The 15,558-nt window shown below is 35.7% G+C and carries 10 protein-coding genes, 1 tRNA gene and 1 pseudogene; 8 read left to right on the top strand and 4 right to left on the bottom strand.

Annotation, left to right across the window (positions count from 1 at the left end; all coding sequences use genetic code 11):
• Nucleotides 1–79: 79 nt before the first annotated feature.
• Both gyrB and lpdA read left to right on the top strand, forming a co-directional pair.
• Nucleotides 80–2,467, top strand: a complete 2,388-nt coding sequence (gene gyrB / locus ABWU36_RS06375; RefSeq protein WP_353273182.1) for a DNA topoisomerase (ATP-hydrolyzing) subunit B — start codon at nt 80–82, stop codon at nt 2,465–2,467.
• Between the two features lie 1,141 nt (nt 2,468–3,608).
• Nucleotides 3,609–4,994 (top strand): dihydrolipoyl dehydrogenase, encoded by a 1,386-nt coding sequence (gene lpdA, locus ABWU36_RS06380; RefSeq protein ID WP_353273183.1) that lies wholly within the window; start codon nt 3,609–3,611, stop codon nt 4,992–4,994.
• 1 nt (nt 4,995) lies between these two features.
• On the opposite strand, the gene ABWU36_RS06385 is transcribed toward lpdA, so the two are convergent.
• Nucleotides 4,996–5,388 (bottom strand): hypothetical protein, encoded by a 393-nt coding sequence (locus ABWU36_RS06385; protein WP_264688321.1) that lies wholly within the window; start codon nt 5,386–5,388, stop codon nt 4,996–4,998.
• 73 nt (nt 5,389–5,461) lie between these two features.
• Here ABWU36_RS06385 and murG point away from each other — a divergent pair, with 73 nt between their 5' ends.
• A complete protein-coding gene (gene murG, locus ABWU36_RS06390; protein WP_253309512.1) occupies nt 5,462–6,547 on the top strand; it encodes an undecaprenyldiphospho-muramoylpentapeptide beta-N-acetylglucosaminyltransferase in 1,086 nt (361 codons plus the stop codon).
• Here murG and ABWU36_RS06395 read toward each other — a convergent pair.
• The 3 genes and pseudogenes from ABWU36_RS06395 to ABWU36_RS06405 form a co-directional block, all read right to left on the bottom strand.
• Nucleotides 6,488–7,718 (bottom strand): annotated as a pseudogene (locus tag ABWU36_RS06395) (IS256-like element ISWpi15 family transposase). The gene murG and the pseudogene ABWU36_RS06395 sit on opposite strands and share 60 nt — an antisense overlap.
• Before the next feature lie 104 nt (nt 7,719–7,822).
• Nucleotides 7,823–8,752 (bottom strand): glutathione synthase, encoded by a 930-nt coding sequence (gene gshB / locus ABWU36_RS06400; RefSeq protein ID WP_264688409.1) that lies wholly within the window; start codon nt 8,750–8,752, stop codon nt 7,823–7,825.
• 60 nt (nt 8,753–8,812) lie between these two features.
• Nucleotides 8,813–9,409, bottom strand: coding sequence for a BON domain-containing protein (locus tag ABWU36_RS06405; protein ID WP_064124795.1), 597 nt, complete (start codon nt 9,407–9,409; stop codon nt 8,813–8,815).
• A 140-nt stretch (nt 9,410–9,549) separates the two neighbouring features.
• Here ABWU36_RS06405 and ABWU36_RS06410 point away from each other — a divergent pair.
• The 5 genes from ABWU36_RS06410 to lon all read left to right on the top strand — a co-directional run bounded on the left by ABWU36_RS06410 (nt 9,550) and on the right by lon (nt 15,505).
• Nucleotides 9,550–9,631: transfer RNA gene (locus tag ABWU36_RS06410), tRNA-Leu, on the top strand.
• A gap of 158 nt (nt 9,632–9,789) precedes the next feature.
• Nucleotides 9,790–11,124, top strand: a complete 1,335-nt coding sequence (tig, locus tag ABWU36_RS06415; RefSeq protein WP_353273225.1) for a trigger factor — start codon at nt 9,790–9,792, stop codon at nt 11,122–11,124.
• Nucleotides 11,125–11,135: 11 nt separating this feature from the next.
• Nucleotides 11,136–11,762 (top strand): ATP-dependent Clp endopeptidase proteolytic subunit ClpP, encoded by a 627-nt coding sequence (gene clpP, locus ABWU36_RS06420; protein WP_253309482.1) that lies wholly within the window; start codon nt 11,136–11,138, stop codon nt 11,760–11,762.
• Nucleotides 11,762–13,039, top strand: a complete 1,278-nt coding sequence (gene clpX, locus ABWU36_RS06425) for an ATP-dependent Clp protease ATP-binding subunit ClpX (protein WP_353273184.1) — start codon at nt 11,762–11,764, stop codon at nt 13,037–13,039. Before clpP ends, clpX begins: the two co-directional genes overlap by 1 nt.
• A 15-nt stretch (nt 13,040–13,054) precedes the next feature.
• Complete coding sequence (gene lon, locus ABWU36_RS06430; RefSeq protein WP_265016438.1) at nt 13,055–15,505, top strand: endopeptidase La; 2,451 nt, start codon at nt 13,055–13,057, stop codon at nt 15,503–15,505.
• The last annotated feature ends 53 nt before the right edge of the window (nt 15,506–15,558 follow it).

Consider the following 15,558-nt stretch of genomic DNA (forward strand, 5'->3'; position numbering starts at 1 on the left):
TGGGTTATCAGTTTAAAAATGTTGCTAACTAGTATATCTGGATGTAATATTAATTAACATTCATAAACGAAGCAATCTAATGGAAAATAGTTATAATGCCGATGCAATAAAAATCTTAAGGGGTCTTGATGCTGTAAGGAAACGTCCAGGTATGTACATTGGTGACACTGACGATGGATCTGGCTTGCACCACATGGTATATGAGGTTGTTGACAACGCAATAGATGAATCTTTAGCTGGATATTGTGATAAAATTGAAGTTAGCATAAATAAAGATGGTTCAGTATCTGTAACTGATAATGGTCGTGGCATTCCAACTGACCTTCATGAAGAAGAAGGAATATCAGCAGCAGAGGTAATAATGACTCAACTCCATGCTGGTGGTAAATTTGACAGTAATACCTATAAAGTTTCTGGGGGATTACATGGTGTTGGAATCTCAGTTGTGAATGCATTATCAAGCTGGTTGGAATTAACTATTTGGCGCAATAAGAAAGAACACTTTATGCGCTTTGAAGATGGTGAGTCTATTGAACCTTTAAAGGTAGTCAACGAAAATACAAACAAAAGAGGAACTAAAGTCACGTTCATGCCATCAACAGAGACTTTTAATGGCATTAATTTCAGTTACTCAACGCTTGAAAGTCGTATAAGAGAATTAGCATTTTTAAATTCAAATATCGACATTACTTTACGTGATCTGCGCAATGAACCATATACAGAATCTCATTTCAATCAGAGCAATCAATCTAAAGACAATTTTGGTACAGCGAATTTTGTGCGGTACTTAGATAAGAATAAGACACATGTAACTAAAATTGCCAGTATGAAAGGAGATGCAGAAGATCTTGGCATCAGCTTGGAAATATCGATGGAATGGAATGATTCCTACTATGAACATATGTTATGCTTCACGAATAATATAAGGCAACGAGATGGTGGTACGCATTTGGCAGGATTTAGATCTGCACTAACTAGATGTATCAATAACTATGCAACTAATGAAGGGTTTTTAAAGAAAGCAAAAGTAAATTTAACTGGAGAGGACGTTAGAGAAGGTTTAACTTGTGTTTTATCTCTCAAGATGCCTGATCCTAAGTTTTCTTCACAAACAAAAGATAAACTAGTTAGTTCTGAAGCGCGTACAGTTGTGGAGAGCATAGTTTCTGATAAATTGAGCACAATCCTTGAAACTGATCCCAAATTGGCAGCAAATATAGTAGAAAGAGCAATCAGATCAGCAAAAGGAAGAGAAGCCGCAAGAAAAGCACGAGAGTTAGTTAAAAGCAAAAACAATATTGATATTGCAACTCTGCCAGGAAAGCTTGCTGATTGCCAGGAAAAAGCCCCTGAGTTATCGGAATTATTTATAGTAGAGGGTAATTCAGCAGGTGGTACTGCAAAGCAGGGGCGTAATCGTAAAACACAAGCAGTGCTTGCCTTAAGAGGAAAAATTCTAAACGTAGAACGTGTAAGTTTAGATCGTATTTTTTCATCTGCAGAAATAGGCTCTTTAATTACTGCAATTGGTGCTGGAATAGGGAGTGAACACTTCAATATTGAAAAAGCTAGATATCATAAAATTATCATCATGACAGATGCAGATGTTGATGGTTCACATATAAGAACTTTGATTCTAACTTTCTTTTTTAGACATATGCGTGAAGTTATTGAAAAAGGCTACTTATACATAGCACAGCCACCCCTTTATAAAGTTACAAAGAATGCTAAAGACACTTATATTAAAGATGACGAAACTTTTGAAGAGTATATAATAAACTCAGCAGTTAAAAGATTAACACTAAGTGGTACAGCTACAGAATTTAACGACTTGCGCCTTATTTTGAATAAATGCGTTAGCATTTCTAATATTAGCAAAAATTATGATAGAGAAATACCACAAAATCTCTTAGAGTCATTGCTAATTTTAAGCAAAAAGAATGCTCTATCATCGGCTGATGAGATATTAAAGTATTTAAAATTAATGTACAGTGAATATACTTGGGAAGTAGAAATAAAGGATGAAGAAAAAGAAATTCACATCTCTAAATTATTTCAAGGATTGGCAGACAAATATATATTTGCACTTAGTATGCTTGAAGGCAAAGATATGCAAAACATATTAAGTTTGCTTGATGGTATAAGTAATTTATTTAATGGTGATTCATTTTTAAAGTCACAAGAAACTGAAATAAAAATCACTTCTCCAAGTACGCTTGCAAAAATAATAATGGACTATGGTAAAAAAGGTTTAACTCTGCAGAGATTTAAAGGTCTTGGTGAAATGAATGCTGATCAGCTATGGGATACTACGTTAAATCCTGAGGCTAGAACTTTATTGAAGGTTGAAATAAGAGATTGTGAAGAAGCTGATTCCATATTTTCAATATTAATGGGTGATATAGTTGAACCACGCCGTGATTTTATTAATAGTAATGCACTCAACGTGCATGATGTTGATATTTGAACTTTTAGCAAAATGTACGAACGTTACGGGTTTAAGCAAAAACTGTGTCATTCAAGTAGCTGACACTTGGATCCAGATTGGATACTGAGTTGGTGAGTATAAAAGTATAGCTTCTACGTCATACCGCGATTCATTCGCGGTATCTCATCCGCTAACACGTAGCGGGATGACGAGGTTATCGTCATGCCACCGCGAACCGTCATACCGCCGCGGTATCTCACATAGATCCTGCTAACAAGCAGTGGGATGACAGCAATCCTACGTCATACCGCGATTCATTCGCGGTATCTCATCCGCTAATACGTAGCGGGATGACGAGGTTATCGTCATGCCACCGCGAACCGTCATACCGCCGCGGTATCTCACATAGATCCCGCTAACAAGCAGCGAGATGACAGCAATCCTACGTCATACCGCGATTCATTCGCGGTATCTCATCCGCTAACACGTAGCAGGATGACGAGGTTATCGTCATGCCACCGCGAACCGTCATACCGCCGCGGTATCTCACATAGATCCCGCTAACAAGCAGCGGGATGACAGCAATCCTACGTCATACAGCGATTCATTCGCGGTATCTCATCCGCTAACACGTAGCAGGATGACGATTGTCAAGGTGTCATCCGAGTAGCTTGACTACTTGGATCCAGAAAACTTAACTTTAAATAAGTGGCTGCATAATAAAGACTAGATTCCAGCGTCACACGCTGGAATGACACCATTTTCGGTCTCTTAAGTTACTTTAGCTATAAACATTAAGAAATTTACCAAGCGAAAAAAAAGGCAAAAGAAGCCCCGTGGTGCGAGTTTTGACTCTATATTACTGTAAGTGGCGCTGTAATAATGTGCTAACGCTTAAAATAAGCGCGATTTGGCTGAATGTAGAAAAAATAAAAAAGACATGCAGCCGCTATAATTTTATGTAATCCGCCAATAAATACCTGAGTTTTTTACTGAATTTTGTCATTGAGCCTGCAGGTCAAAAACAAGTTTTGAGTCATAAATACCCTTATTGTCATGATAAGGGGGCTGGCGGAGTTTGTCAAGCAAGTTTTTTCGTTTCTATGTTGTCAGCTACCTGAATATTGATCATACGGGTTCCATCTGTTATATATAATCTTTTTGAATACGAAGAAAACTGATGAATGAGTATGATATTACGGTTATAGGTAGCGGTCCTGGTGGTTATATAGCAGCAATTAGGGCGGCACAGCTTGGGTTTAAAACTGCAATTGTAGAAAAAGAAAAAAATTTAGGCGGTATATGCTTAAATTGGGGATGTATACCAACAAAATCACTACTTAGAGCATCTGAGGTTTATAGGCTAATAAAAAGATCAAAAGAGTTTGGTATAGAAGTAAAGGGAGCGAGTTTTGATATACAATCAATAGTGAAATACTCAAGAAACGTTGTTGATAAATTGTCAAGCGGTGTTGCATATTTGATGAAAAAAAATAACATCAAAGTTCATCAAGGCTTTGGTAAACTTGCAGGCAATAGTACTATAAAAGTTGCTGGCGATAAGGAAGAACAAGAAATTGTTTCCAAACATATCATTTTAGCAACAGGCGTGAGAGCACGGAATCTGCCTGGAATAGAGGCAGATGGAGATTTAATATGGAATGCGCAGCACGCTATGACTCCAGAGAGATTACCAAAATCACTACTAATCATAGGGTCTGGTGCAATTGGAATAGAATTTGCAAGTTTTTATAGTACTTTGGGGGTTGATGTAACAATCATAGAGATAAAGAGCACTATTTTGCCGCTGGAAGATAAAGACATTTCAGGCCTAGCAGAAGAAATATTCACAAAACAGGGGATAAAAATATATACAAACAGTAGCGTAAAAGCTCTTACTAAAAGTAAAGACTCTGCTCAAGTGCTACTAAGTAGTGGCGAGAGCAAAGAATTTGATAGGGTGATTGTTGCGGTTGGAATTCAAGCAAATATTGAAAATATAGATTTAGAAAATACAAAAATTAAATTAAGCCCTTCTGGTTTTATTGAAATGAATGAATGGTATGAAACTAGTGAATCAAATGTGTATGCAATAGGTGATGTAGCTGGCCCACCATGTTTAGCACATAAAGCGAGCCATGAAGCTGTGATCTGCGTTGAAAAGATTGCTGGTAAAAGTGCTCATGCGTTAAAAAAAGAATGCATACCAAATTGCACTTATTCTCATCCACAAATAGCGAGCATCGGCCTTACTGAGGAACAGGCAATAAGAGGTGGGTATGATGTAAAAATAGGAAAATTTCACTCTAACTTTAATGGTAAGTCTATTGCACTCAGTGAAACTGAAGGGTTAGTGAAAACAATTATAGACAAAAAGACAGGCGAACTTCTGGGTAGCCACATGATAGGTGCAGAAGTAACGGAGTTAATTAGCAATTTTGCTCTTGCAAAGCAACTAGAAGGAACAGACTTCGACATAAAATCTACGATTTTTCCTCATCCAACCATTTCAGAGATGATACACGAATCAGTGCTTGCTGCAGATGATGAGTCGTTAAATAGTTGAACTAACGTTCCATCGTTTTAGAGTTGTCAATGTCTTGGGTAGTAGTTTGATTAGGCACTTTAGTTTCAATAGATTGATTACCACCAGCATCAGAATTCTGTAACTCTTCTTTCAATCCCTTAGCTGCTTCTTTAACTTTAAGCTTTGCCTTTGGATGAAGATCTTCTGGGCCTTTTCCTTTAGTATCCAAACCTTGTTGTAGATTAGTGCTTTTCATTTTATTATGCTGCTCGTGCTCAGGTAGGTCAACAACCGAATTGAAAAGAATTTTTATTATATTTTTTAGCAGTTCTAAAAAACCTCCGCTTCTGCCTTCTCTTTGTTCTTGAGGTTTATTTTTCTCATTAGGTTCTTTTTTACTATTACTTTTAGGCATTTTTAACTCAACTATCATAAAGCTTAATAAAATTCTACGTGCAAATTATTAAATAACAGTTAACAATCTAGTGTTAATTTGTTATTTACAGATGGATATTATTTTAGCAACAGGTGGCACAGGTGGGCATATCTTTCCGGCCATAGCCTTAGCAAAAGCACTAAAGACACAAGGATACAATTGCATATTATTCACTGATAAAAAAACAAATAAAAATATCGACATAGAAAGCTATATTTTACCATTACGTAGACCAAGCGGCAACAAATTTAAATTTTTTCTTTTATTAATGTATAGTTGTGTGCTAGCAATATATAAAATCAGAAAATTGAAGCCAAGATTAGTAATTGGTTTTGGTAGCTATGCTTCTTTTCCAACTCTTCTTGCAGCAAGGGTTCTTTCTATACCTATAATTTTACATGAACAAAATACAGTTTTAGGAAGAGTAAATAGATTCTTTTTTAAGAGTGCAAAATTAATTGCAACCAGCTTTCCGGAGACTAAATATACAGAAGGTAATAAATGTATTTTTACAGGAAATTTTATTGATATAAAAGCACAGAGCCATTCTAGCACTGAGAAAGTCCTAAACATATTAGTCATAGCAGGTAGCCAAGGTGCAAATTTTTTTGATGATGTAGTAAGCAGCGTAATTTGTAATTTGCCTATTAAAATGAAAAAGAAAATTAGAGTGACGCAGCAATGTACGAAGAAAAATGTAAACAAGGTCAAGAGTCTATACAAAAGTGAAAAGATCGATTGTGAATTGAGTGAATTTTTTGATGATATGGAAAATAGATTGGCCAATGCTCACTTGGTAATTAGCAGAGCAGGAGCAACTTCAATAGCAGAGATCACTCTTGCTAGGCGCGCTGCTATATACATTCCTTACCCTGACTCAAAAGATAATCACCAATTTTATAACGCAAAATATATTGAAGATTCGGGAGCAGCTGTAATAGTTGAGCAGAATAGTGAAGCAAAAAAAAATCTAACAGAGGTACTATTTGATCTATTAAATAATTCTCAAAAATTGCGTGATATGACCAATAATACAAAAAAAACAGGGATAAAGAATGGGACGGGAGTGTTAAATAAACTGTGTCAAACCGCATTTTTAGTTCAACTCAATTTTCAATCTGCCAGGAAAGAAAACATCAAGTTGAGAGATAGTTAATGCCCAATCATGTACAGGCATCGTCCACTTTTCCTCTGCCTTCTTTATAGCACAATATACCTGCTTATACAAGGCATTTATGCTGGTAAATGAGCCTTTGGTCTTAGTGAATTTCCTAATTTGCCTATGTAGCCCCTCTATGGGATTGGTGGTGTAGATTATCCTCCTAACTGGACCAGAATACTTAAAATAACCAGACAAGTTTTCCCAATTATTCTGCCAAGATTTTATAACCATAGGGTACTTTGTGCCCCATTTTTCATCCAATTCCAACAGATAATTCTCGGCAATTTCCTTGCTTGAAGCTTGATATACCTTCTTTAAATCGCTCAAAAAACTCTTCGCATCTTTACTGGCCACATACTTCAGTGAGTTGCGTATCTGATGCACTATACACATCTGCACTTCCGCATTAGGAAAGACACTGTTTATAGCTGCAGGAAAGCTTTTCAGCCCATCAACGCAGGCAATAAGGATATCTTCTACTCCTCTTTCTTTGAGGTCATTTAGCACTCCCAACCAGAAGTTAGCTCCTTCACTTTCAGCCAAATAAAAACCTAATACTTCTTTTTTGCCATTTTGATCTATGCCTAATATGTTATACATGCATTTACTTACGCAATGCCCGTCCTCTTTGACTTTAAAAAACCATGAAAACTATCGGATATACAGACTGCAGCAGGCGACTACGCCATTCGTTGATTACTGGTAGCAATTTGTCAGTAATACTTGATATCTCTGCCACCGATATTTTGTGATCATAAATTTCCTCAACATGTGACACTATATCTCTATAGCCCATACCACTGGCAAATGTGCTCAAAATCTTCGTTTCAAGCTCTGGATGTAAGTTTGTTTGCCTTTTTTTGACTATTTGTGGTTCGAAACTTCCTTCCCTATCTCTTGGCGTCAAAAGCTCAAATGACCCTGCGCTTGTACGTAAAGTCTTTGCATTCCTCCCATTTCTTCGATTATTCTCTTCGCTTTCAGCCGACAAGTGGTTTTCTATTTCACCTTCCAGGCTTACCTCCAGCAACTTTTTTATAAACGGTGTTAATGCTCCATCTCTTCCTGTCAACGGTCTTCCTTCTCGTATAGACGACAGGATATTTGTTTCTAATTCTTTATAATCTACCAAACCGGTAGTTCTGTTTACTACTTTCTGACTCATTGTCAAACCTCCATTTTTTTATATCAATTTATTACTTTTTTTTCGGTTTGACACAGTTTATTTAACACTCCCAATGGGACTACTGAGTTTGTTAAGGTAATTGTTCACAGGTTTAGTTGATGGCTGCTTGCTTTTTCTTCAAACACATCCCAAAGGTCTTTTTCTAGCGATATATTATATAATTTATTGATATAAACCACTCCCGTGGGTGAAGTTGTGTTAATTTCGAGCAGGAAGTCATCTATAATATCAATACCAACAAATATTAGCCCCCTTTTCTTTAATTCAGGACCAATTTTGTTACATATTTCATTGTCTCTATCGTTCATTTGAGCGGGCTCAAAACTTGCTCCAAGTCGCATGTTTGTTCTGATCTCTCCACTGATTTTTGGAACTCGTTTCATTACTCCAATTGGTTGACCATAAAGTAGCAATATTCTTTTATCTTTATCTATGTTTTTACAAAATGATTGCGCAATTACAGGACATTCATATTTTGCTATCATGAGATCCACTACCACTTGAATGCTGTTTTCATCTCGTATTCTTATTACATCGTTTCCTCCATAACTATACAACGGCTTCAGAATAATATCTTGATAGTTGTGGTAGAAATCTCTAATCATCGATATATTTTCAGTGATCAAAGTCGGCGGAATTAGCTCTGGAAATAATGAAGTTATCAATTTTTCAGGACAATTTCTTATTTCTGTTGGATTGTTAATTACCAATGCGCTGGTTTTTTCTAAGATATAGGTTGTTGTAATGTAGCGCATATCAAAGGGTGGATCCTGTCTGATAAATATGATGTCCATTTCATTCAAGTTGATTGCTACATCCTCTTTAGAGATAAAACTAAAATCATCAACGCTGACTTTCTGAGCAAGAGCAATTGGATGGTTTAGCTTTAGTGCTAAATTGTTAGGAGCATAGACAAAAACTTCGTGCTTCCTCCTTTGTGCTTCCTTTATTAGCACGAATGTAGTGTCAGTTTCAAAATTTATATTTTCATCCATCTGAAAGGCAACTTTCATTTATGTTCTCTACCTATTGTCACAACTGTACAAATGTTATAATTTGAAGGCGATTTTTGCCTAATGGCGTAATTTACTGTACTTATATCGTACATAACTTACAACTTGTTTTACTCCCTTTACTTTTCTTGCAATTGATATTACAGCTTTTAATTCCGCTTTATTTTGGGCTATACCCATCAAATAAACAACTCTATCAACCGTATTAACGCTATAATTAATTGATTTAATATTTCTTTTCCCCAGAAGTCTTGTTCTTATTTCCGCTGTTATCATGCCATCTACAGTAGTGTCTAGCATGGAAGCCATTTGAATTGGTATTACTCTTATTTCATTTATCACTTCTTTAATTTCTTTTTGCTGCCAAGCTATTTTTTCTGCTGTAAGTTGTTTTTCAGGAGTGTCAACACTTCCAATGAGCAATACTCTTCCTTCACTTACTTTAACTTTTATGGATGAAAATAGCCCATGTTTTAAGAGCCCCTTATTAATTCTGATGACCATAGTCGTATCATCAATGATATTTCCCAAGGATTTGTCCTGCATTGTTATTGCTGTTGCTGTCGCTGTAGCCACCACACCACCTATTATAAGGGTTGTGCAACCACTTTGTGTAATCAAAAAAATTGCAAGTAAGAAGCTTGTTATTAATCTCATTATTGATTTTCAGGATTTAGAGCTTTCATTAAGAAATGTTAATAAGCTTTTTTGATTGTGTAAATACTATAAATTAAGTAAGACTTTAAACCTTGAATATTTTTAATGGAATACCTATAATAGGGTACTGAAAATTTCTTGCGGATATGGCGGAATTGGTAGACGTGCCAGGTTTAGGTCCTGGTGAGCTTGCTCGTGGGGGTTCAAGTCCCTCTATCCGCACTTTAAAGTCATGTAACTTAGGTTTTAAGGGAAAATTTATAATCACTGAATACACTTTTGTTTGTATAAAAACCTGTTCTTAAGGATTGTGTTTAACTTAAATTCTGGTAAAATGACTCTATTAAGATATGAATTAAAATGTTAATAAATGAATTATGATGTCTAATAATATACCTCAAAATACAGTCGAAGTAAGTAGCGTATATACCTACAAAGAGCTTAGTATAGATAAACTAAAGTATGAGTATGAAATCACAGTTGGTAGTGATTATATAAAACAAAAGGTAAATTCCAGGTTGCAAGAGATAGCAGAAAATGCAAAATCACCTGGGTTTAGGGCTGGAAAGATGCCCTATGACCTTGTTGTTGCAAATTATAAAAACGAAGCTTTGGAATATGTGATAAATAATACAATTGATTATTGCTCAAGTGATTTGATGAAAAAAATTGAAGTCAAGTCTCACATTTATCCTAAGGTTGATGTTATATCATTACCAGATCTGGGCAAAGAAAATGAGGAGGGCAATTTTGTATACAAGCTATCTTTTGAGTCGATGCCTGAAGTACCGATGATAGATCTTGACAAAATAAACTTAAAGAAAATTGAAGCAAAGATTGAAGAGGAAGATATAAAAGAATTTATTGATTCTATTAAAACAAAGTTCCCCAATTTCGCCTCTGTTGATGATGCTTCTTATCAAGCGAAAGATGGGGATAAATTGATAATTGATTTTGAAGGGCGGATTAGGAATAAGCTCTTTCAGGGTGGAAGTAGCAAAAATTTTGCCGTTAATTTAGGGTCTGGCACATTTATTAATGGTTTTGAAGATCAATTAACTGGTATGAAAAAGGGAGAAACAAAGGACTTTAAGTTGCAATTTTCTGAAAATTACCAAGCCATTTCACTTGCAGGACAGGAAGCTGATTTTTCTGTGCGAGTTAATGAGATTCAAATTGCCAAAGATTTTGAAAATGATGATGAAATAGCTAGGAGTATTGGTTTTAAAGATTATTCTTTGCTAATAAGTCATGCAAAAAAAATGATTGGTGATCAGTGCACCGAAATGAGAAATCTCTTAATTAAAAAGGAGCTATTTGATTATTTGGATGCTAATTATAGTTTTGATTTACCCACAGACATAGTAAAACAGGAGCAACAAAGAATGGAAGGAGAACTGGGTGCTCAAAATGATTCTTGTAAAGAAGCTGAAAAACGTGTAAAGCTTGCTATGTTATTTATGAAATTTAGTGCAGAAAATAAAATATCATTAACTCAAAATGATGTTTTGAATGTTATTGTAAATCAATATGTCAGTAAGGATGTACCGTTTGACAGAGTACTTAAGCATTTTGAATCAAATAAACAATTTCAAGAATTAGTTAGAGGGCAAGCGCTTGAGTATAAAGTGACAGATTATATAATAGAAAAAGTTAGTAAAGAAGAGCAGATTATTTCTGTGAAAGAATTAAAGGAATTGTTTGGTAATATTTAATAGGAAAAGGTATGACTCTTATACCAATTGTAGTTGAACAAACTAGTCGCGGTGAGCGCGCTTATGACATATATTCAAGACTAGTGAAAGAAAGAATAATTTTCGTAACAGGTCCTATTGAGGACAACATGGCCAGTGTAATAGTAGCACAGCTTTTATTTTTAGAATCGGAAAATCCCGATAAAGACATTTGTATGTACATCAACTCACCAGGTGGTATTGTAACTGCTGGTTTGTCGATCTACGATACAATGCAGTATATAAACCCAGACGTTTCAACTTTATGTATAGGTCAAGCTGCGTCTATGGGTTCCTTATTGCTTGCATCTGGTACAAAAGGTAAGCGCTACTCTCTACCTCATTCAAGAATTATGATACATCAGCCATCTGGTGGTTATCATGGTCAAGCAACTGATATAGAAATACATGCTAATGAAATTTTGCGAGTTAAGAAAAAACTAAATCAAATTTATGAAAAACATACTGGAAATTCACTGAAGAAAATTGAAGGAATGATGGAAAGAGATAAATTCATGGATCCTGAAGAAGCAAGGAAAATTGGCTTAATTGATAGGGTGATAGCTGAGCGTACAGATATTGAAATTGAAAATATTAAAGTTAAACAAAAGGTGGGTTAATGGATAACAATAATGATTTACACTACTGTTCTTTTTGCAACAAGGTGCAAGATGAAGTAGATAAATTGATTACTAACTCCTCGGATGGTTTAAAGGTGTTTATTTGTAATGAGTGCATAGAATTATCCCATAAAGCAATAAGTCAAAAGAAAGATAGATCTTTTAATTCAGATCGTATATCTGATATGAAGCTATTACTAAAGAAACCTGAGGATATAAAAAATTTTCTCAGCAAGCATGTTGTAGGTCAAGAACACGCGCAACACGTTTTATCTGTAGCTATGTATAACCATTGTCAATCCATGGTACAATTTCATGCTATAAGTGATATTGAAATCGAGAAGTCAAATATAATGCTTATTGGTCCCACTGGTTCTGGTAAGACTTTGCTAGCCAAAACACTTGCTAAAGTTTCAGATGTGCCATTTGCCATGGCTGATGCGACAACTTTAACTGAGGCAGGTTATGTGGGTGATGATGTAGAAAGCGTGTTGTCGCGTTTATTACAAGCTGCAAATTATGACGTTGCAAAAGCACAGCGTGGTATAGTGTTTATAGATGAAATAGACAAGATTACAAGAAAATCTGAAAGCACTTCAATAACCCGTGACGTTTCAGGTGAAGGGGTCCAGCAAGCTCTGCTTAAGATTATGGAGGGTACAGTTGCTTATGTTCCGCCACAAGGAGGGCGAAAACACCCACAACAAGAGTTTATACAAGTGGATACTAGTAACATACTATTTATTTGTGGAGGAGCTTTTGAAGGCCTCGATAAGATTATTGAAGCGAGAAAAAAGGGAACGTCAGTTGGCTTTGGAGCAGATATAAGTCAGTCTAAAGAGCAAAAGAAAAAGAATGCTTTACATGATGTTCAACCTGAAGATTTAATCAAATTCGGTTTAATACCCGAATTTGTAGGGCGGGTTCCAATAACTGCTGTTTTAGATGAGTTGGATCATGAAGATTTAATACATGTGTTGACAGAGCCAAGGAATGCACTAATAAAACAGTACAAAGCATTGCTTGCGTTTAGCAAAGTAAACCTTGAGTTTTCAGATGAAGCAATATCAGCTATTGCTAAAAAGGCTATAAGCTATAAAACAGGTGCAAGAATGTTACGTGCTATCTTGGAGTCACTTTTGCTTGACGTTATGTATACAGCTGGAAACGGAGATTTTGAAGGTAGCACTATAGTAATCACTAAGAAAATGGTAGAATTAGGAAAAGCAACGGTTAATCATAATAATAATGGCAATGTTATAACGGTTAATGATTAATTTGAGGCATATATTATGAACATTGAACGTGCTGTGAGCTCTAGTTTTACTGCATTGCCAGTATTACCTTTAAGAGATGTAGTAATTTTTCCAAATATAATGGTGCCTTTATTCATAGGCAGAGAAAAATCTGTTAATGCACTAGAATATGCAACAAGTAGTAGTAGTCACCAAAATGAGATTTTTCTTGTAGCACAGAAAGATGGCTCTGTTGATAATCCAGAGCCTGAAGATCTTTATGAAGTAGGTGTGTTAGCAAACATTATACAACCATTAATAAAATTGCCTGACAATGCAGTAAAAGTTATAATCCGGGGGATAAGAAGGGGAAGAGTTGTAGAATATATTAGCTCTCATACTTTATTACAAGCCAGGGTAGAGTTAGACAATCATTATAAAGAAGATGAAGACAATATTGATTTAGAAGCTTTAAGGCGATCTGTTATAGACGCGTTCGATAGCTGGTGTAAGCTAAACAAGAAAAATCAGCCTGAAGTTGCCATTAACCCCATTGATCAAATCAAAGAAGTTGATCAACTTGTAGACACGGTAGCTTCACATTTAAATATAAAAGTATCGGATAAACAAAGCATACTTGAGGCTTATGACCCAAAAGAGCGTTTAAAAAAAGCTTTTGCTTTTATTGAGGGAGAAATAAGTATTTTGAACGCACAAAACCGTTTATATAAGACAATTAAATCGCAAGTTGAAAGCACTCAGAAAGTTTACTACCTTAACGAGCAATTGAAAGCTATACAGAAAGAATTAGACGAATTTGAGAATGGTGATGAAGGGAATATACTCAATGAATTTGAAAAAAAGATAAATGAAACAAAGCTTTCTCAGGAAGCAAGAGAGAAAGCTATAACTGATTTGAAGAGATACAAGAAAATGAATCCCATTTCTCCTGAAGCTACAGTTATATCTAGTTACTTGCATTGGTTACTTGATTTGCCGTGGGGAAAGTACAAAGATGCAAAAATTAACTTAAATGCAGCTAAGAAAATCTTAGATGAAAATCATTATGGCATAGAGAAAGTAAAAGATAGGATAATAGAATTTTTAGCAGTATTAAAAAGAGTAAAAGAGATAAAAGGTCCTATACTTTGCTTGGTTGGACCGCCAGGTGTTGGTAAAACTTCTTTAGCTAAGTCTATGGCAGGAGCAGTAGGAAGAGATTTTGTTCGCATAGCTCTTGGTGGTGTGCGTGATGAGTCCGAGATACGAGGGCATAGGAAAACTTATATTGGCTCAATGCCTGGTAAAATTATTCAACATATGAAAAAAGCTAATTCATGCAACCCGCTTTTTCTGCTTGATGAAATAGATAAGATGGGTTCTGATTCGCGTGGCGATCCTGCATCTGCATTACTTGAGGTTTTAGATACTGAGCACAATAAACACTTTACGGATCATTACTTGGAAGTTGAGTTTGATCTTTCAAGTGTAATGTTTGTAGCTACGGCAAACAGCTTAAATTTGCCACATCCTTTGCGTGATAGGATGGAAATTATACAATTGTCCGGGTATACTGAAGATGAAAAAATCAGTATTGCTACACACCACCTTATTCCGAAGTTAAAGAAGGAGCATGGTTTGTATCAGAAGGAATGGGACATAACTAATGAGGCGTTATACAAGTTGATACGTTTATATACACGTGAAAGTGGTGTGCGGAGTATGGAAAGGGAGCTTGCAAAGCTCATGAGAAAGGCAGTTAAAGAAATATTGACTGATAAAAATAAGAAAATATCCGTAGGGGTTGACAATTTACAAGATTATTTAGGGGTACGTAAATATACCTTTGGTATTGCAGAAAATGAGAGTTTAGTGGGAGTAGTAACTGGGCTTGCCTATACTGAAACAGGTGGTGATATTTTGATGATAGAATCAGTCCTAATTCCGGGCAAGGGAGAAATAAAATACACAGGAAAGCTTGGAGAGGTTATGCAAGAATCTATAAAAGCTGCGTATAGTTATATTCGATCAAATTGTTTGTTTTTTGGTATAAAGCCCGAAAAATTCCAAAATAATGATATACATTTACATGTACCTGAGGGTGCGGTACCAAAAGATGGCCCTTCTGCTGGCGGCGCGGTATGTACGTCTATTGTTTCTCTTATGACGAATATACCAGTTAACAAAAATGTTGCTATGACAGGCGAAGTGACATTGCGTGGTAGAGTTTTAGCTATTGGGGGCTTAAGAGAAAAATTGCTTGCAGCGCTCAGAGGATCAATCAAAACTGTGATTATACCAAGTGAAAATGAGAAAGATATGCAAGAGATTCCGGCAAGCATCAAAGAGGGGATCAACGTAGTTTTTGCTAAGAATATTGATGAAGTTATGAAAGTTGCTTTAATGCACCCTACTACTCCAATTGATAGTGATAATCAAAATAGTGTGCCTTCCTCTATAGAAAATAAAGATGATACTTTTCCTATGTCGGAAACATTGAAGCATTAGATTAAGAAGATATTATACAATCTCCATTTCTCTTTTGTCCGGCAAAAACCCAC

Source organism: Wolbachia endosymbiont (group A) of Portevinia maculata, from assembly GCF_964028525.1.
In the GTDB taxonomy this organism is placed as follows: Bacteria; Pseudomonadota; Alphaproteobacteria; order Rickettsiales; family Anaplasmataceae; genus Wolbachia.

What these genes read in the sequence shown, in the direction of transcription:
- ABWU36_RS06385 (WP_264688321.1), bottom strand. Translation starts at nt 5,388, where the DNA reads ATGATAGTTGAGTTAAAAATGCCTAAAAGTAATAGTAAAAAAGAACCT.
- tig (WP_353273225.1), top strand. Translation starts at nt 9,790, where the DNA reads ATGTCTAATAATATACCTCAAAATACAGTCGAAGTAAGTAGCGTATAT.
- clpX (WP_353273184.1), top strand. Translation starts at nt 11,762, where the DNA reads ATGGATAACAATAATGATTTACACTACTGTTCTTTTTGCAACAAGGTG.
- gshB (WP_264688409.1), bottom strand. Translation starts at nt 8,752, where the DNA reads ATGAAAGTTGCCTTTCAGATGGATGAAAATATAAATTTTGAAACTGAC.
- murG (WP_253309512.1), top strand. Translation starts at nt 5,462, where the DNA reads ATGGATATTATTTTAGCAACAGGTGGCACAGGTGGGCATATCTTTCCG.
- lon (WP_265016438.1), top strand. Translation starts at nt 13,055, where the DNA reads ATGAACATTGAACGTGCTGTGAGCTCTAGTTTTACTGCATTGCCAGTA.
- ABWU36_RS06405 (WP_064124795.1), bottom strand. Translation starts at nt 9,409, where the DNA reads ATGAGATTAATAACAAGCTTCTTACTTGCAATTTTTTTGATTACACAA.
- gyrB (WP_353273182.1), top strand. Translation starts at nt 80, where the DNA reads ATGGAAAATAGTTATAATGCCGATGCAATAAAAATCTTAAGGGGTCTT.
- clpP (WP_253309482.1), top strand. Translation starts at nt 11,136, where the DNA reads ATGACTCTTATACCAATTGTAGTTGAACAAACTAGTCGCGGTGAGCGC.
- lpdA (WP_353273183.1), top strand. Translation starts at nt 3,609, where the DNA reads ATGAATGAGTATGATATTACGGTTATAGGTAGCGGTCCTGGTGGTTAT.